Genomic DNA, 16656 nt, shown 5'->3' with positions numbered 1-16656 from the left:
GCCGCCTCCCCTGCCTGTCCGCTGGTCCCCGAGGTGCTCCACTACTCCATGGTGCAGCCTCGGGACCACAACGTCACACGTCCGAGCGAGCGCAGTTGTCGCCGCACCCGCTCAGCGGACCAGGCCCCAACGGAAGCCGAGCGCCACCGCGTGCGCGCGGTCCGAGGCGCCGAGCTTCTTGAACAGCCGCCTGGCGTGTGTCTTCACGGTGTCCTCGGACAGGAACAGCTCGCGGCCGATCTCCGCGTTGCTGCGGCCGTGGCTCATCCCCTCCAGCACCTGGATCTCACGGGCCGTCAAGGTCGGTGCGGCGCCCATGTCCGGGCTGCGCAGCCGGCGCGGCGCCAGGCGCCAGGTCGGGTCGGCCAGCGCCTGGGTGACGGTGGCCCGCAGCTCGGCGCGCGAGGCGTCCTTATGCAGGTAGCCGCGGGCCCCGGCGGCGACCGCGAGGGCCACACCGTCCAGGTCCTCGGCCACGGTGAGCATGATGATCCGGGCGCCCGGGTCGGCCGAGAGCAGTCGGCGGACCGTCTCCACTCCGCCCAGTCCGGGCATCCGAACGTCCATCAGAACGAGATCGGAACGGTCGGCCACCCAGCGGCGGAGGACCTCCTCACCGTTCGTCGCAGTGGTCACCCGGTCCACGCCGGGTACGGTCGCCACCGCACGGCGCAGCGCCTCCCGGGCGAGCGGGGAATCGTCGCAGACGAGTACGGATGTCATGACCGTCCTCCGCAGCTGATCCGCGTCACGTTGAGCCTCCTGGCTGGTACGAACCTCTCCGACACGGCCGCCTTGGACGGACTCCGTTCCGATCGCCTCGCTCCGCGACCGATCCCGATGTCCCGCGCCTGCTGACCGCCTCCGTACATCCAACGACCGTCACTCGAATGAGTTACGGCTTCAGGTCCATCTCCACCACTGTACGTGGCCAACCCATCACACAAGAGCCACCTCGCGGTGCACACGCCGCACTTTTGTGCAGCTCGCGCGCGGTGCCCGCGCCACGCACGCCTTCCGGCCGGGACCCGCGCCCCTTCGGACATCCGATCGGGGAAGGGTGCGACTTAAAACCTATTGCACCGTTTGTCCGTTTTTATAGCTTCCGTTAGGTCATTGACTGTTGTGTCGGTCTGTGGGTGACTTGTCCGTGTAGTTGGGTGTAAGTCATATTTCCAGGTGTCCGTATCGGTCCCGCGCAGCCTCGCCGGACAACCACGGCCGAGCCGCCAGGTCCCGCGCCCTCGAAGGGAATGAGCCATGGCAGATTTCTCCCGCCTCCCAGGCCCCAACGCAGACCTCTGGGACTGGCAGCTCTCCGCCGCCTGCCGCGGCGTCGACAGCTCGCTGTTCTTCCACCCCGAGGGCGAACGCGGCGCGGCCCGGACCTCCCGCGAGGCGAGCGCCAAGGAGGTCTGCATGCGCTGCCCGGTACGCGCCCAGTGCGCGGCCCACGCCCTGGCCGTCCGCGAGCCCTACGGGGTGTGGGGCGGCATGACGGAGGACGAGCGCGAGGAACTGCTCGGCCGCTCCCGCAACCGGCTGGTCCAGGTCCCGCTGGCGATGCCGCAGACCATCCGCCACTGAACACCCGGTGAGCGGCCGCGCATACTCCCTGCCGCCGCACCGACTCTTCGAGTAACTGAAAAAACGTTTCTTCGCATACGCTGCGGCGCCCCGCCCCAGGCCGGCGCCGCGTCCGTTCCCGGACCCTTCCGCGAACGCCTCAGCGGGCCGCAGCCGCCGCCGCGAGCTGGTCCAACATCAGCTCCACCGCCGGAACCCCCGCCAGGTCCGGCAGGGTCAACGCCACCACCTCGCGCCGCGCGGGCTCACCCGACGCCACCCGGACCGGCACCGCCACCACTCCCGGATGCCGCACCGACTCCAGCGCCAGCCCCGGCAGCACCGCCACCCCCAGACCCGCGCCCACCAGGCCCACCACCGCCGGGTAGTCGTCGGTGGCGAACTCGATCGACGGCGCGAAGCCCGCGTCCGTGCACAGCTCCACCAGGTGCCCCCGGCACTGCGGACAGCCGGCGATCCACTGCTCCTGCGCCAGCTCCGCGAGATCCACCGGCTCGCCCTCGCCCCGGCCCGCCAGCGGATGCCCGGCCGGCACCAGACCCACCAGCGGATCGTCCAGCAGCGGCCGCACCACCAGCTCCGACCAGTCGTTCGCCGCGGCCGTCGCCGCCGCCTCCAACGTCGCCTCCGCGCGCGCCTCGCGCAGCGTCGCATGCGGGGACGGCAGGCTCAGACCGCCCTGCGAATCCGGGTACCGGAACGCCAGCGCCACCTCGCACTCCCCGCCGCGCAGCATCGCCAACGCCTGCGGGGGCTCCGCCTCCACCAGCGAGACCCGCACCCCCGGGTGCGCCGCCCGCACCTGCGCCACCGACCGCGGCACCAGCGTCGAGCTCGCCGTCGGGAACGAGACCAGGCGCACCCGGCCCGCCCGCAGCCCCGCGATCGCCGCGACCTCCTCCTCCGCGGCCGACAGCCCCGCGAGGATCCCGTTCGCATGCTTCAACAGCACCCGCCCGGCCTCGCTCAGCTGCATCTCCCGCCCCGACCGCACCACCAGCGGGGTGTCAACCGCCTTCTCCAGCGCCTTCATCTGCTGACTCACCGCAGGCTGAGTGCACCCCAGCTCCCGCGCCGCAGCAGAAAAGGACCCGGTCCGGGCGACGGCATGCAGAACACGGAGGTGGCGGGCTTCAATCACGCCATCAACCTTAGAGGGAGAGCCAGGGTGCGGATCCAGGGAGAGCACCACCAGGGGCGCGTGGGGGTACCTCCCAGCCCCCAAGGGCTGGGGGAGAACTGCGCGGCCAGCCATGCACCGTCCGCACTCGACCACCATCGTCCAGCCCCACCCGCCTCCGCCCACGCGAAAGGGGCGCGAGGAACCGGCGGTCCCAGCCTCGCACTACGAGAGTGCATGGCCGGTCGCGCAGTTCCTCGCGCCCCTGGGGCTGCTGCCCCTAACGCCTAGCTGTCAGCAGACGCTCAGTGGCTGTGGCCGTGCCCACCGTGCGAGTGGCCGTGGCCCGCGGCCTCTTCCTCTTCCTTCTTCTCGACCACGAGGGTCTCGGTGGTGAGGAGGAGGGAGGCGATGGAGGCGGCGTTCTCCAGGGCGGAGCGGGTGACCTTGACCGGGTCGATGACGCCGGCCTTGACCAGGTCGCCGTACTCGCCGGTGGCGGCGTTGTAGCCCTGGCCCGGCTCGAGCTCGGAGACCTTGGAGGTGATGACGTAGCCCTCGAGGCCGGCGTTCTGGGCGATCCAGCGCAGCGGCTCGACCAGGGCGCGGCGGACCACGGCGACACCGGTGGCCTCGTCGCCGGACAGGCCGAGGCCGTCCTCCAGGACCTTCGCGGCGTGCACCAGCGAGGCGCCACCACCGGCGACGATGCCCTCCTCGACCGCGGCGCGGGTCGCGGAGATGGCGTCCTCCAGGCGGTGCTTGCGCTCCTTGAGCTCGACCTCGGTGGCCGCGCCGACCTTGATCACGCAGACGCCACCGGCCAGCTTGGCCAGGCGCTCCTGCAGCTTCTCGCGGTCCCAGTCGGAGTCGGTGTTGGCGATCTCGGCCTTGATCTGGGCCACGCGGCCGGCGACCTCGGAGGAGTCACCGGCGCCGTCGACGACGATGGTCTCGTCCTTGGTGACGGTGATGCGGCGGGCGGAGCCCAGCACGTCCAGGCCGACCTGGTCGAGCTTGAGGCCGACCTCCTCGGAGATGACCTGGCCACCGGTCAGGGTGGCGATGTCGCCGAGGATGGCCTTGCGGCGGTCACCGAAGCCGGGGGCCTTGACCGCGACCGCGTTGAAGGTGCCGCGGATCTTGTTGACCACCAGGGTGGACAGCGCCTCGCCGTCGACGTCCTCGGCGATGATCAGCAGCGGGCGGGAGCCGCCGGCCTGCAGGACCTTCTCCAGCAGCGGCAGGAGCTCCTGGATCGAGGAGATCTTGCCCTGGTTGATCAGGATGTACGGGTCCTCCAGGACGGCTTCCTGGCGCTCCGCGTCGGTGACGAAGTACGGCGACAGGTAGCCCTTGTCGAACTGCATGCCCTCGGTGAACTCGAGCTCGACGCCGAAGGTGTTCGACTCCTCGACGGTGATGACACCGTCCTTGCCGACCTTGTCGATCGCCTCGGCGATCAGCTCGCCGACCTGGGTGTCCTGCGCGGAGAGGGAGGCGACGGCGGCGATGTCGTCCTTGCCCTCGATCTCGCGGGCGACCGACAGCAGGTGCTCGGAGACGGCGGCGACAGCCTTGTCGATGCCCTTCTTCAGGGCGGCCGGGCCGGCGCCGGCGGCGACGTTGCGCAGACCCTCGTTGACCAGGGCCTGGGCCAGCACGGTGGCGGTGGTGGTGCCGTCACCCGCGACGTCGTTGGTCTTGGTGGCGACCTCCTTGACCAGCTGCGCGCCGAGGTTCTCGTACGGGTCGTCGAGCTCGACCTCGCGGGCGATGGTCACACCGTCGTTGGTGATGGTGGGGGCGCCGAACTTCTTGTCGATGACGACGTTGCGGCCCTTGGGGCCGATGGTCACCTTGACGGTGTCGGCCAGCTTGTTGACGCCGCGCTCCAGCGAGCGGCGGGCATCCTCGTTGAACTGCAGGGTCTTCGCCATGATCCCGTTTCCTCAGGGTGTGGTCTGCGTACGTGGAGCAACAACCGCGCCCCGGGCCCCTGTCAGTGCTGACACGGATCCGGGGCGGGCTGGGGACGTCTTACTTCTCGATGATGGCGAGAACGTCGCGAGCCGAGAGGACGAGGTACTCCTCGCCCTGGTACTTCACCTCGGTGCCGCCGTACTTCGAGTACAGGACGATGTCACCGACGGCGACGTCGAGCGGCAGACGCTGGCCGTCCTCGAAGCGGCCCGGGCCGACAGCCAGGACGACACCCTCCTGGGGCTTCTCCTTGGCAGTGTCCGGGATCACCAGGCCGGAGGCGGTGGTGGTCTCGGCGTCGAGCGGCTGGACCACAATGCGGTCCTCGAGCGGCTTGATGGCAACCTTGCTGCTGGTGGTCACGTCCGAGCTCCCCTTCGGAGATTACGGGGTTGTCTATCAGGTAGGTGGGCGAGGGTGCGCAGCTGCCGTCGCGGGGGTCAGGCACGCATCTTCGCGTTAGCACTCCCCCTGGGGGGAGTGCCAGGAACGACCTTAGGTCGCCGTTAGCACTCAGTCAACCAGAGTGCCAATGACGCCGTGTCGGATGTCGGCACCACACCCCCCGATTGAGTGCCGGTACTCAGGCGGCGGCGCCGGCCCGGGCGCCAGGATCGGCGCATGACGAAGACTCGACGCCCCGCAGGGCAGGACGCGTTCCACGCGGTGTGGATGGTGGCCGCGGAAGTGCCGCTGCTGGCCATGCTGCCGGGCATGCTGACCTGGGCGAGGTTCAGCTACGTGTGGGTCGCCGACCCTTCGGTCTTCGGCCCGCTGGGGCAGGTGCTCGGGGCGTTCTCGCTGATGCTGGCCGCGTCGGGACTGCTGCTCGCGCTCATGGTGCTGGCGACCGGCCTGGTGCTGCCGGCCCGCCGGGGACTGCGGATCGCACCGCTGGCGCTGCTGACGGTGGGGCCGCTGCTGGCGGTGGCGGCGCACTCGGTGCTGCGCCTCTGATCCTTCCGGGTTGTGCACGGGCGCTCAGGCGACGGCGCCGACTCCAGGTTCGGCATCGGCACATGACGAAGACCGTCCGCACGGCGGGATGTACGGCATGCGCTCCGGTTGACGGCGCTGGCAGCGATCGCGCTGCGGGTGATCACGGGGTGAGCGGGGCGGGGACAATGGTGGTGTGGAGATCGAGTCGTTCCGGGCGCTGCTGACCGAGCAGGGGCAGGCGCTGCTGGCGGAGTTGCGGGAGTTCACGGCGGACCAGGAGCTGGCGCTGGCGACCCGGCTGCGGCGGGATTACCCAGCGGAGCTGGTGCGGGCCGCGTTCGAGCAGGCGCGGTTGCGGCAGCGGGCGGAGGCGAAGTTCGGGGCGGACGCCCGGTCGATGTACTTCACCCAGAACGGGGTGGAGCAGGCGACCCGGCGCAGTGTGGCCGAGTGGCGGGCGGGTCGGTTCGCGGCGCTCGGGGTGAAGCGGTTGGCGGACCTGTGCTGCGGGATCGGCGGGGACGCGATCGCGCTGGCCCGGGCCGGGATCGCGGTGCTGGCGGTGGACCGCGACGAGCTGACCTGCGAGGTGGCGCGGGCGAACGCGGCGGCGCTGGGCGTGGCGGAGCTGGTGGAGGTGCGCTGCGCGGACGTCGCGGACATCGACACGGACGGCTTCGACGCGGTGTTCACCGACCCGGCGCGGCGCACCTCGCGCGGGCGGGTATTCGATCCGGAGGCGTATTCGCCGCCGCTGTCCTGGGCGGTGGAGGCCGCCCGGCGCACCCCGTTCGGCGCGTTGAAGGTGGCGCCGGGGATCCCGCACGAGCTGGTGCCGGAGGGCGCCGAGGCGGAGTGGGTGTCGGACCGGGGCGAGGTGAAGGAGGCGGTGCTGTGGTTCGGCACCGGGGCCGCCGAGCCGTACCGGGCGACGGTGCTGCCGGGCCCGCACTCGCTGGCCGGCGGCGCGCTGCCGGATCCGCCGGTGGGCGAGGTCGGCCGGTACCTGTACGAGCCGGACGGCGCGGTGATCCGGGGCCGGATGGTCGCCGAGGTGGTGCGGCTGACGAACGGCCGGCTGCTCGACCCGATGATCGCGTACGTCACCTCGGACGAGCTGCACCCGACGCCGTACGCGCACGCCTACGAGCTGTCCGACGTACTGCCGTACAACGTCAAGAAGTTGAAGGCGCTGGTGAAGGAGCGCCGGATCGGCACCGTGGTGATCAAGAAGCGCGGGGCGTCGGTGGTGCCGGAGGAGCTGCGGCGGCAGCTGAAGCCGTCCGGGCCGAACTCGGTGACGGTGATCGTCGCCCGTACCGAGGCCGGCCCGGTGATGATGCTGGGTCAGCCGACGGGCTTGGCGATGTAGTCGTCGAGGCGGGCGACCGCGAAGCCCTGTTCCTGGATGCGGGCGAGCATCTCGCCGAACATCGAGGTCATGCTCTCGCCCTTGAGCTCGGACGGGCCGCGGAAGTGGGCGAGGATGATGTCGCCGTTCTTCAGCTTCTTGTCGGCGGACTGGTACTGCATGTCGTGGATCTGCATGGATTCACGCCACAGCACGATGGCGCGCGGGCCGCACTCCTGCACCGAGGTGTTCAGGGTGGGGGTGTTGGCGCCGTCGCCGAACGGCGGGCGGAACAGGTACGGGGCGGTGCCGTACTGCTCGGTGAGGGCTGCCTGGTCGTCGCAGATCTCGGACTTCTGCTTGGCGGCCGGGATCTTGCTCATCACCGGGTGGTCGACGGTGTGGTTCTGAATGGTGTTGCCGAGCGCCTGCAGTGGCTTGAAGTAGGCGTAGTCGTTCTTGACGATGTCCTTGGTCAGGAACATCGTGATCGGCACCTTCAGGTCGGTCAGCATCTGGACGAACTTGGGGTCCTTCTCGGCCCCGTCGTCGATGGTGATGAAGACGACCTTGTCCTGGGTGGGGACTTCGCTGAACACCGGCACGGTGCCGGTCTTGGTCAGCTTGATCGGCTTGTCGGCGGGCGCCGCGGGCGCCTTGGCCATCGGCTTGAGGCCCCACTTCGCCCATGCGGCGTCCCCGGCGGTGTCCTGCGCGGGCGCCGACGCGGGGACGGACGAGCCGCCCGAGGACGCGGCGGAGGGCTGCGCGGGGGCTGCGGACTTCGTGGCGGGCGCGGAGCTGCCGCACCCGCTGGCCGCCAGCAGCACGGCGAGCGCGCCCAACCCGTACCCGATCCGGGCCCTCTTCTTCACCGGTGTCCCCCGCTCTCAGCTCTACAGGCGTGTCGATGTTCAGGACGAACGCTACCTGCCCCGCGGTTGCCTACCCGACGTCCGTCCGAGTGAAGGTCCAGTGGTGCACCGGCCGGGACAGCAGCCCCGCCGGGGGCGCCGGGACGGGCTGCGGCTCGCCCGTCCACAGCGCGATCATCAGCACCCGGTCGCCGGGCGCGGTGAACAGTTCGACCCGTTCCAGGCCGGCCGCCCCACGCACCGCGGGAAGCGCGAACTCCCGCGCCCAGGTGTGCAGTTCGCTCCCCCGCCCGTCGGCCGCGCGGGCCTCCCACATGGCCGCCAGGGTCACTTCAGCGCCTCGGCCGCGTGCGCGTGGAAGTCAGTGTGCGGGACGTGCGTCTCGGTGACCGGCAGCGAGGAGTCCGCCGACAGGTCGAACGCCGACGGGGTGCGGTCGCGCCAGACCATCTCGGCGCCGAGCGCGGCCACCATCGCGCCGTTGTCGGTGCACAGGCCCGGCCGCGGCACCCGCAGCACGATGCCCGCCTTGTCGCAGCGCTGCTGCGCCATCTCGCGCAGCCGGGAGTTCGCGGCGACGCCGCCGCCGATCATCAGGTGGTCGACGCCGTTGTCCTTGCACGCCCGCACGGCCTTGCGGGTGAGCACGTCGGTGACGGCCTCCTGGAAGGACGCGGCAACGTCCGCCACCGGCACCGGCTCGCCGGCCCGCCGCTTTGCCTCGACCCAGCGCGCCACGGCGGTCTTCAGGCCGGAGAACGAGAAGTCGTACGCCGGGTCGCTCGCGCTGCTCAGGCCGCGCGGGAAGGCGATCGCCTTGCCGTCGCCCTCGCGGGCCATCCGGTCCACCACCGGCCCGCCGGGGAAGCCCAGGCCGAGAACGCGCGCGACCTTGTCGAACGCCTCGCCGGCCGCGTCGTCGATGGTCGCGCCGAGCGGCCGCACGTCGGAGGTGATGTCGCTGCTGAGCAGCAGCGAGGAGTGCCCGCCGGAGACCAGCAGCGCCATGGTCGGCTCGGGCAGCCGGCCGTGCTCCAGCTGGTCGACGCAGATGTGCGAGGCCAGGTGGTTGACGCCGTACAGCGGCTTGTCCAGCGCCCACGCGTACGCCTTGGCGGCGCTGACGCCGACCAGCAGCGCACCGGCCAGGCCGGGGCCGGCGGTGACGGCGATGCCGTCCAGGTCGCTCGCCTTGATGCCGGCGGTGTCCAGCGCGCGCTGGATGGTGGGGACCATCGCCTCCAGGTGCGCCCGGCTGGCGATCTCCGGGACGACGCCGCCGAACCGGGCGTGGTCGTTCACCGAGGACGCGACCGCGTCGGCGAGCAGCGTGGTGCCGCGGACGATGCCGACGCCGGTCTCGTCGCAGGAGGTCTCGATTCCGAGGACGAGCGGTTCGTCAGCCATTGTGATGATCCTTCAGATCGCTTGCATCGCTTGCCAGGTGGTCCAGACGCATCACCAGTGCGTCCACGTTGGCGGGCTGGTAGTAGCCCCGCCGGATGCCGACCGGCTCGAACCCGAACCGCTCGTACAGCTGCTGCGCGCGCAGGTTGTCCACCCGCACCTCCAGCAGCAGCTCGGCGCAGCCGCGCCGGACCGACTCCTCGATCAGCTCGGTCAGCAGCATCGCCCCGAGGCCCGCCCCCTGGTGCCCGGCCTCCACCGCGATGGTCTGCACGTCGCCGTCCGCCCCGACCACCATCAGCCCGGCGTAGCCGACCAGCGTGTCGTCCTCGCCGACCGCCACCACGTAGTGCCGGCTGCCGCCCGGGTGCGCCTCGGCCAGCTCGGACCAGTACATCCCGCGCGACCAGGCGTCGTCGGGGAACAGCAGGTGCTCCAGCGCCATGACGGGCTCGATGTCCCACCAGCGCATGGGACGCAGCGAGAACCTAGCCACGGCCGGAGAGTCCCGTGCGCGTCACGCCGGAAGCACCGCCTTGTAGCCGGCCGGCACCTGCGCGTCCGGGCGCCGCAGGTACAGCGGGGCGTTCGGCAGCAGCTCGCGGCCGGCCGCCAGCTCGCGGACCGCGAAGTCGGCGAGCGCGCCGGCCGACACGTGCTCGGGGCCGCTCGCCGCCGGCAGGCCGTACAGCAGCGCGCCCGCGCCGACCGTCCGCCCGCCGGGCTCGATCTCCGCCGGACGGTCCACCGAGGGCCCGGAGATCCGGGTGCCGGACGCGTCGTAGGAGGCCCAGTAGACCTCCTTGCGGCGCGCGTCGGTGGCAACCGAGAACGCCTCGTCCAGGCCCTCGGTGCGGGCCTGGTGGGCGATCGCGTCGAGGGTGCAGACGCCGTGCACCGGCAGGCCGAGCGCGTCGCCGAGCGCGGCGGCGGTCACCAGGCCGACCCGCAGGCCGGTGTAGGGGCCGGGGCCGACGCCGACCGCGAGGTCGGTGAGCTGCCGCTTGTCCACACCGGCGGTGCGCAGCACGGCGCCGATGGTGGGCAGCAGCAGTTCGCCGTGCCGGCGGGCGTCGACCTCGTAGGACTCGGCGAGCACGCGCTCGCCGTCGTGGACGGCGGCCGTGACGGCGGGGGTGGCGGTGTCGAAGGCGAGGAGGAGCACGCGTTCAAGGTTAGAGGGTCCGGCGAGGGTGCCCGCACCGGCCGGGAACACACGATCGGAAGAGGCCGAAGCGGCGTCGCGGACCTGGCACGATGGGCCTCGGACGTGAGACGGAGCGTTGAGGAGCAGACCGTGGCGAAGCTGGGTCCTGGTGTGGTGGTCGGCGGGCTGACCCTGGGCGCCATGGCGGTGATCGGGCTGCTGGCGTTCCAGGCGAACGGCGCCGCGTCCCGGGCGGTGGCGGCCACCCCGGCCTCGGCGAGCGCCCCGGCGGCGGCGCCCTCGGCGAGCTCGCCGAGCGAGCGGCCGACCGCTCCCCCGTTGCCGGCGGACTCCGGGGCGGGCCTGCGAGTGGTGTTCTCGCTCAAGGAGCGCCAGGTGTGGCTGGTCGACCCGAAGAAGCCGGAGCAGGTGGTCGGCACGTTCAAGGTGACGCCGGGCAGCGCGCTGCCGAACCCGGGCGCGTACACGGTCTACAGCCGCACGGCGGCGGGCACCGGCACGGACGGCCGGCAGATCGAGCATGTGGTGCGGTTCACCCAGCAGCAGGGCACGGTGTTCGGTTTCAGCGCGCTGGTGGACGAGAACGCCGCCGCGCCGTCGGTGGACCCGAAGACCAAGACCGGCGGCATCCGGGCGTCCCGCTCGGACGGCCAGGCGCTGTGGGACTTCGCGCCGAACGGCACCCGGGTGGTCGTGGTCGCCTGACGGTAAGCCGGAACGCTACGCGGCGTGGCGCTCCGGCGGGGTGGAGACCGCCTCGGCGGCCCGGCAGGACGCCAGCAGCACCCGCATCGGCACGGGCTCCTGCGGCGCGTCGGTGCGCGAGGCCTTGGCGCGCGAAGCCTCGACGCGTGCCGCGTCGGCCGGTTCGGGACGGCGGTCGGTCCGGGGGGTGGTGCTCGCCATGGGGCGCCTCCCTAGTTAGGTACACCTAACCTGCTGCCGCCATCCCATCACGCCCACCGGCCGGGCCGCAACAATTTACCGACACGCTGTCGGGAAACCGGCTCAGTTGTCACCCAATACGGTGAGGTCCACGTCGTCCCAGCGAGCGCCCAGCCCCGTCACGGTGACCCGCCGCCCGTCCGCCTCCACGGTGACGTCCGCCTCCGCACCGCCCAGGGTCCGCTCGATCCGGACCTCCAGCCGGTCCTCGGAGAGCTGCTCGACCTTGCCCTCGCCCCACTCGACGACGATCACCGACTCGGGCAGCGAGACGTCCAGGTCGAGGTCCTCCATCTCGTCCAGGCCGCCGCCCAGCCGGTACGCGTCCACGTGCACCAGCGCGGGGCCACCGGTCAGCGACGGGTGCACCCGGGCGATCACGAAGGTCGGCGAGGTGACGGCGCCGCGCACCCCCAGGCCCTCCCCCAGGCCGCGGGTCAGCGTGGTCTTGCCCGCGCCCAGCTCCCCCGACAGCAGCACCAGGTCGCCCGGGCGCAGCAGGGCGGCGAGCCGCCGGCCGAGGCCGGTCATCCGCTCCGCGGTGGCGACGGTCAGAGTGGTCTGCGAACCCATGGCGTCCTTCTTCGATCGTTGCGGCCACCCCTACGGTGCCACACCCGGACGCCCGTTCAGCCCTCCGGCCGGTCACCCTCGGGCTCGCGCAGCGCGGCGGGCAGCGGGCCGGTGCCGGCCCGGTCGGCGGCCCGCTCCAGCAGGGCGACCAGTTCCCCGTCCACCAGCTCGGGGCGTTCCAGCATCACCAGGTGGCCGGCGTCCTCCACCAGCACCAGCCGGGCACCGGGCAACGCGGCGGCGATCGCCTCGGAGTACTCGGGCGGGGTGATCAGGTCCTTCGCGCCGGCCATCACCAGCGTGGGGACGCCGTCCAGCCCGGCCAGCGCGGCCAGCTTGTCGTGCGCCGAGAACGCCGGGTAGAACTCCGCGACCACGTCGATCGGAGTGGCGTCCAGCAGCTGCTCGGCGAACCGCACCACCGCCGGGTCGACGTCCTTGCCGCCGAACGAGAACCGCCGGTAGAACACCGCCGTCAGGTCCGAACCCCAGCGCCGGGTCGCCTCCACCAGCTCGACCTGCCGGCCCAGCATCCGCACCACACCGGGCGCGACCCGCTTGACCAGGCTCGCCCCGGCGGCGGGCAGGCCCAGCGTCACCGAGTCCCAGCCACCTGCCAGCGTGCCGATCAGCGCCACCCCGACCACCCGGCCGTCCGGCCCGAACAGCTCGGGATGCTGGGCGGCCAGCGCCATCACCGTCATGCCGCCCATCGAATGCCCGACCAGCACAATCGGCCCGTCCGGCACCACCGCGTCCAGCACCGCCCGCAGGTCGCCGCCGAGCTGATCGATCGACGCGGGCTCACCGTTCAGGTACGAGCGGGACCGCTCGGAACGGCCGTGGCTGCGCTGGTCCCAGAACACCGCCCGCAGCGCACCGCGCAGCGCGGCCCGCTGGAAGTGCCAGCTGTCCTGGTTCAGGCAGTACCCGTGGCAGAACACCACGGTCGGCCCGGGGCCGTCGGCGGCGTCCACCTCCACGTACAACTCGGTGCCGTCATCGGCCCGCACCCGCCGCGGCGCACCCCGCAACGACCCGAACGGCGCCGCCGCGTCCAGCTCCTCCCGGGCCCGCCGACGCATCGCCCGCCCCACCGTCATCCGCTCCACCGCCACCCCGGCAGCGGCCCCGGCGGCGAGCACCCCGAGCGATATCCCGATCAGCCCGGCCCTGGAGACCCCCGACGGCTCAGCCATTCTTGGTGAACTCACGGGCGCGGAGGGGTGCGAAAACGGGGGCGCGTGGGGGCACCTCCCAGCCCGCCAAGGGCTGGGGGAGAACTGCGCGAAGCGGAAGGCGAACGTGGGAAAGATCGCGCCACTGACAGCCAGTTGCACGTGAGCGCGCCCTACCGAAGACAGCCACTACCGCACCCCACCCACGTACCGCCGGGGCACCCGCCCCCCGATCCGAGTGATGATCTCGTACGAAAGCGTCCCGCAAGCCTTCGCCCAGTCCTCGGCAGTGGGCTCGCCCCGGTCGCCGGCGCCGAACAGCAGGGCTTCTTCGCCGACCTCGGGCGTGTCCCCACCGAGGTCCACCACGAACTGGTCCATCGCGACCCGGCCGGCCACCCGGTAGCGGCCGGAGCCGATCTGCACCGGCCCGGTGTTGCTCGCGTGCCGCGGAATGCCGTCCGCGTAGCCGAGCGGGATCAGGCCGAGCGTGGTGGGACCGGGCGTGACGTAGTGATGGCCGTAGGAGACGCCGTGGCCGCCGGGGACACGCTTGACCATGGCGAGCCGGGCCGCCAGCGACATGACCGGCCGCAGGCCGTAATCGGCGGGCGTGCCGACCTCGGGCACCGGCGACAGGCCGTACATGGCGAGGCCGGGCCGGACCAGGTCGTAGTGCGACTGCGGGAGCAGCAGGGTGGCCGGGGAGTTCGCCAGGTGCCGCACCTCGGGGTCGAGGCCGGCCCGCTCGGCGGACGACAGCGCCTGTGCGAAGGAGTCCAGCTGGGCCTGGATGGAGGGGTGGCCGGGCTCGTCGGCGGCGGCGAAGTGCGACCACACGCCGACCACCCGCAGCAGGCCGTCGGCCTGTGCCTTGGCGGCGTTGTCGACCAGGTCGGCCCAGTCGTGCGGCTGGCAGCCGTTGCGGCCGAGGCCGGTGTCGGCCTTGAGGTGGATCCGGGCCGGGATGCCGGTGGCTCGGACGGCGGCGAGGAGTTCGTCCAGCGCCCACTGGCCGCTGATCGAGATGTCGACGGACTCGCGCAGCGCCTGCTCCCAGGGGCCGCCGGGCGTCCACAGCCAGCACAGGATGCGGGCCTGCTCGGGGCGGATCCCGGCGGCGCGCAGTGCGAGCGCCTCCTGCGGGGTGGCGGTGCCGAGCCAGCCGGCGCCGGCGGCGATCGCCTCGCGGGCGCACTGAAGCGCTCCGTGGCCGTAGGCGTCGGCCTTGACCACGGCCATCAGCTCGGGGCCGTTGGTGCGGGCGCGCAGGGCGGCCAGGTTGTCGCGCAGGGCGGCCAGGTCGATGGTCGCCTCGGCACGGACCCCCTCGGTCAGTGCGGGTGTCCCGGTGGTATTCGCAGTCGTCATCGCGTATCAGTCTCCCAGACCCCCGCCGGTCCCCCCATCAGGGGCGCGGCCGACCGGGGTGCGGTCACCCGTCCACCTGTATGCCCTTTCCCTTCCGGTGTCTCCACGCGGTGGAGCGGGTTCCGGTTCCGAACGGGGTGTCAACCGGTCGTCGACCGGGCCGGGGCCGGGCCGACGAGGATACGCCTCCCGGCCCCGGACAGGGCGTCAGCCGGTCAGCGACTGCCAGACGGGGTGCAGCGCCTCGGCGAGGTCGAGCGCCGTGATCGGGGCACCTGTTCCCGCGGCGCGCCTCCCGGCCAGGCCGTGCAGGTACGCGGCGGCGGAGGCGGCGTCGAGCGGGGTCAGGCCGGTGGCGAGCAGGGAGCCGGCCAGGCCGGACAGGACGTCGCCGCTGCCGGCGGTGCCGAGCCAGCCGGTGCCGGTGGTGTTCACCCGGGCGGTGCCGTCGGGGTCGGCGACGACGGTGGTGGAGCCCTTGAGCAGCACCGTCGCGCCGTAGCGGGCGGCGAGCGAACGGGCAACCACCAGTCGGCGGGCGGCGACCGTGTCGGCGTCGGCGTGCTCTCCGACGCCGGCCAGCAGCCGGGCGGCCTCGCCGGCGTGCGGGGTGAGCAGGGTCGGGGCGGACCGGTCGGCGAGCAGGCCGGGGCCGAGCCGGGCGAGTTCGGTGAGCGCGTCGGCGTCGGCGAGCACCGGGACGTCGGTGTCGAGGGCCTCCCGCAGAGCGTGCTCCGCGCCGTCGCCGCCCCCGGGGCCGACCACCCAGGCCTGGACCCGCCCGGCACCGGCCGGACCGGTCTCACTGACCAGCGTCTCGGGGTGGCGGCGGACCACTTCCTCGGCAGCGTGCCCGGTGTAGCGCACCGCGCCCGCGCCGCCCCGCAACGCCCCCGCGACGGCGAGCAGCGCCGCGCCCGGGTAGCGGGCGGAACCGGCACAGACGCCGACCACGCCGCGCCGGTACTTGTCGCTCTCCGCGCCGGGGACGGGCAGCAGCGCGGCCACGTCGGCGTGCTGGAGCGCCTCGACGGGGGCGGGCGGCAGGTCGAGGCCGATCTTCACCAGGTGGACCACGCCCGCGTAGCCGGCGCCGGGGTCGATCAGCAGGCCGGGCTTGTAGGTGCCGAAGCAGACGGTGACGTCGGCGCGCAGCGCGGGGCCTGCCACCTCGCCGGTGTCGGGGTCGACGCCGGAGGGCACGTCCACGGCGACCACGGGGCCGCGGCGGGCCATGGTCGCGAAGGGCGCCGCGGCCGGACGCAGCGGGCCGCGACCGCCGATGCCGACGATGCCGTCCAGCACCAGGTCGGCGCGCCCGAACGCGCCGGCGTCGTCGGTGACCCGGCCGCCGGCGGCGAGAAGCTCCGCGAGGCCGGCGGCGTGCGCCTTGGCGGGGTCGAGCAGCAGGGCTTCGACGCGAGCGCCCCGGCGGGCGAGGCGGGCGGCGGCGTACAGCGCGTCACCGCCGTTGTCGCCGGAGCCGGCCAGGACGAGGATGCGGCTGCCGTAGACCCTGGGCAGCAGTCGGGCGCAGGTCGCAGCTAGACCGGCTGCGGCGCGCTGCATCAGGGTGCCTTCGGGGAGGGTGGCCATCAGCGCGGCCTCGGCTGCACGGACTTGGGCGACTTGGTGGGCCTGGCGCATTCGAAAGCTCCTTCGGGGCGCGAGCACGTGCAAGTCATTGTCCGTGGCGCGATCTCAAGGAGGGGGATCTTCCGCTTCGCGCAGTTCCACGCGCCCCCGGCTCAGCCTTCGGCGATCACCACGGCCGAGGCGACGCCCGCGTCGTGGCTGAGCGAGACGTGCCAGCCCGTCACGCCGAGGGCGGCGGCGCGGGCTTCGACGGTGCCGGTGACGTGCAGGACGGGTCGGCCGGATTCCTCGACACGGACTTCGGCGTCCTCCCAACGCAGGCCGGGGGGTGCGCCGAGGGCCTTGGCGAGTGCCTCTTTCGCGGCGAACCGGGCGGCCAGTGAGGCGGTGCCCCGGCGTTGTCCGGACGGGAGGGTCAACTCGCCTGCGGTGAAGAGCCGTTCGGCGAGTCCGGGGGTGCGTTCCAGGGATTCCCCGAACCGTCCGATGTCCGCCACGTCGATGCCGACGCCGATGATCACGCCTGTTCCTCCGTCCATGCCTGCGCAGTGCCGCGCAGGCAT

Annotated in this window: 19 protein-coding genes; 4 read left to right on the top strand and 15 right to left on the bottom strand. The window is 72.7% G+C overall.

All coding sequences use genetic code 11. The features are described from left to right. Positions 1-111 precede the first annotated feature (111 nt). Positions 112-723 (bottom strand): response regulator transcription factor, encoded by a 612-nt coding sequence (locus ACFYST_RS26980; RefSeq protein WP_014136228.1) that lies wholly within the window; start codon positions 721-723, stop codon positions 112-114. Positions 724-1260: 537 nt separating this feature from the next. Between ACFYST_RS26980 and ACFYST_RS26975 the strand changes: the two genes are divergently transcribed. After that, positions 1261-1587 (top strand): WhiB family transcriptional regulator, encoded by a 327-nt coding sequence (locus tag ACFYST_RS26975; protein WP_387644555.1) that lies wholly within the window; start codon positions 1261-1263, stop codon positions 1585-1587. A gap of 139 nt (positions 1588-1726) precedes the next feature. On the opposite strand, the gene ACFYST_RS26970 is transcribed toward ACFYST_RS26975, so the two are convergent. From ACFYST_RS26970 to groES, 3 genes are all read right to left on the bottom strand, one after another. Then, the gene (locus ACFYST_RS26970) at positions 1727-2728 is read right to left on the bottom strand and encodes a LysR family transcriptional regulator (RefSeq protein WP_387644552.1); all 1002 of its coding nucleotides are present in this window, start codon (positions 2726-2728) and stop codon (positions 1727-1729) included. A gap of 284 nt (positions 2729-3012) precedes the next feature. Continuing rightward, the gene (gene groL, locus ACFYST_RS26965) at positions 3013-4647 is read right to left on the bottom strand and encodes a chaperonin GroEL (RefSeq protein ID WP_387644549.1); all 1635 of its coding nucleotides are present in this window, start codon (positions 4645-4647) and stop codon (positions 3013-3015) included. Between the two features lie 100 nt (positions 4648-4747). Continuing rightward, positions 4748-5053: a co-chaperone GroES gene (gene groES / locus ACFYST_RS26960; protein ID WP_014136232.1), complete on the bottom strand. Its 306-nt coding sequence runs from the start codon at positions 5051-5053 to the stop codon at positions 4748-4750. A 258-nt stretch (positions 5054-5311) separates the two neighbouring features. On the opposite strand from groES, the gene ACFYST_RS26955 reads away from it, so the two are divergent. Then, a complete protein-coding gene (locus ACFYST_RS26955) occupies positions 5312-5647 on the top strand; it encodes a hypothetical protein (RefSeq protein ID WP_387644546.1) in 336 nt (111 codons plus the stop codon). 175 nt (positions 5648-5822) lie between these two features. Beyond that, on the top strand, positions 5823-7001 hold the full coding sequence (locus tag ACFYST_RS26950) for a methyltransferase domain-containing protein (RefSeq protein ID WP_387866008.1): 1179 nt from the start codon (positions 5823-5825) through the stop codon (positions 6999-7001). Here ACFYST_RS26950 and ACFYST_RS26945 read toward each other — a convergent pair. From ACFYST_RS26945 to tsaB, 5 genes are all read right to left on the bottom strand, one after another. Next, on the bottom strand, positions 6977-7855 hold the full coding sequence (locus ACFYST_RS26945; protein ID WP_387866005.1) for a polysaccharide deacetylase family protein: 879 nt from the start codon (positions 7853-7855) through the stop codon (positions 6977-6979). The genes ACFYST_RS26950 and ACFYST_RS26945 overlap by 25 nt on opposite strands. 70 nt (positions 7856-7925) lie before the next feature. Then, positions 7926-8171 (bottom strand): hypothetical protein, encoded by a 246-nt coding sequence (locus ACFYST_RS26940; RefSeq protein WP_387644537.1) that lies wholly within the window; start codon positions 8169-8171, stop codon positions 7926-7928. An 11-nt stretch (positions 8172-8182) separates the two neighbouring features. Then, positions 8183-9262: a tRNA (adenosine(37)-N6)-threonylcarbamoyltransferase complex transferase subunit TsaD gene (gene tsaD / locus ACFYST_RS26935; protein ID WP_387644535.1), complete on the bottom strand. Its 1080-nt coding sequence runs from the start codon at positions 9260-9262 to the stop codon at positions 8183-8185. Then, the gene (gene rimI / locus ACFYST_RS26930; protein WP_387644998.1) at positions 9255-9734 is read right to left on the bottom strand and encodes a ribosomal protein S18-alanine N-acetyltransferase; all 480 of its coding nucleotides are present in this window, start codon (positions 9732-9734) and stop codon (positions 9255-9257) included. Before rimI ends, tsaD begins: the two co-directional genes overlap by 8 nt. Before the next feature lie 45 nt (positions 9735-9779). Then, on the bottom strand, positions 9780-10427 hold the full coding sequence (gene tsaB, locus ACFYST_RS26925) for a tRNA (adenosine(37)-N6)-threonylcarbamoyltransferase complex dimerization subunit type 1 TsaB (RefSeq protein WP_387644532.1): 648 nt from the start codon (positions 10425-10427) through the stop codon (positions 9780-9782). A gap of 132 nt (positions 10428-10559) precedes the next feature. Here tsaB and ACFYST_RS26920 point away from each other — a divergent pair, with 132 nt between their 5' ends. Next, positions 10560-11135, top strand: a complete 576-nt coding sequence (locus ACFYST_RS26920) for a L,D-transpeptidase (RefSeq protein WP_387866002.1) — start codon at positions 10560-10562, stop codon at positions 11133-11135. A 15-nt stretch (positions 11136-11150) separates the two neighbouring features. Here ACFYST_RS26920 and ACFYST_RS26915 read toward each other — a convergent pair whose 3' ends face one another. From ACFYST_RS26915 to ACFYST_RS26890, 6 genes are all read right to left on the bottom strand, one after another. Then, positions 11151-11336 carry a hypothetical protein gene (locus ACFYST_RS26915; protein ID WP_387644527.1) on the bottom strand — a complete coding sequence of 62 codons (186 nt, stop codon included), beginning with the start codon at positions 11334-11336 and terminating at the stop codon, positions 11151-11153. 102 nt (positions 11337-11438) lie between these two features. Further along, entirely contained in the window at positions 11439-11948 is a 510-nt protein-coding gene (gene tsaE / locus ACFYST_RS26910) for a tRNA (adenosine(37)-N6)-threonylcarbamoyltransferase complex ATPase subunit type 1 TsaE (protein WP_387644524.1), read from the bottom strand. Between the two features lie 56 nt (positions 11949-12004). Continuing rightward, on the bottom strand, positions 12005-13147 hold the full coding sequence (locus tag ACFYST_RS26905; protein ID WP_387644522.1) for an alpha/beta fold hydrolase: 1143 nt from the start codon (positions 13145-13147) through the stop codon (positions 12005-12007). 168 nt (positions 13148-13315) lie between these two features. Then, complete coding sequence (alr, locus tag ACFYST_RS26900) at positions 13316-14497, bottom strand: alanine racemase (RefSeq protein WP_387644519.1); 1182 nt, start codon at positions 14495-14497, stop codon at positions 13316-13318. 207 nt (positions 14498-14704) lie between these two features. Beyond that, complete coding sequence (locus ACFYST_RS26895) at positions 14705-16144, bottom strand: NAD(P)H-hydrate dehydratase (RefSeq protein WP_387644517.1); 1440 nt, start codon at positions 16142-16144, stop codon at positions 14705-14707. 101 nt (positions 16145-16245) lie between these two features. Beyond that, the gene (locus ACFYST_RS26890; protein ID WP_387644515.1) at positions 16246-16632 is read right to left on the bottom strand and encodes a holo-ACP synthase; all 387 of its coding nucleotides are present in this window, start codon (positions 16630-16632) and stop codon (positions 16246-16248) included. Between the last annotated feature and the right edge of the window lie 24 nt (positions 16633-16656).

The sequence above is a fragment of the Kitasatospora sp. NPDC004614 genome (assembly GCF_042873675.1).
Taxonomy (GTDB): Bacteria; Actinomycetota; Actinomycetes; order Streptomycetales; family Streptomycetaceae; genus Kitasatospora.
This window is presented reverse-complemented; position numbering and strand designations above follow the sequence as displayed.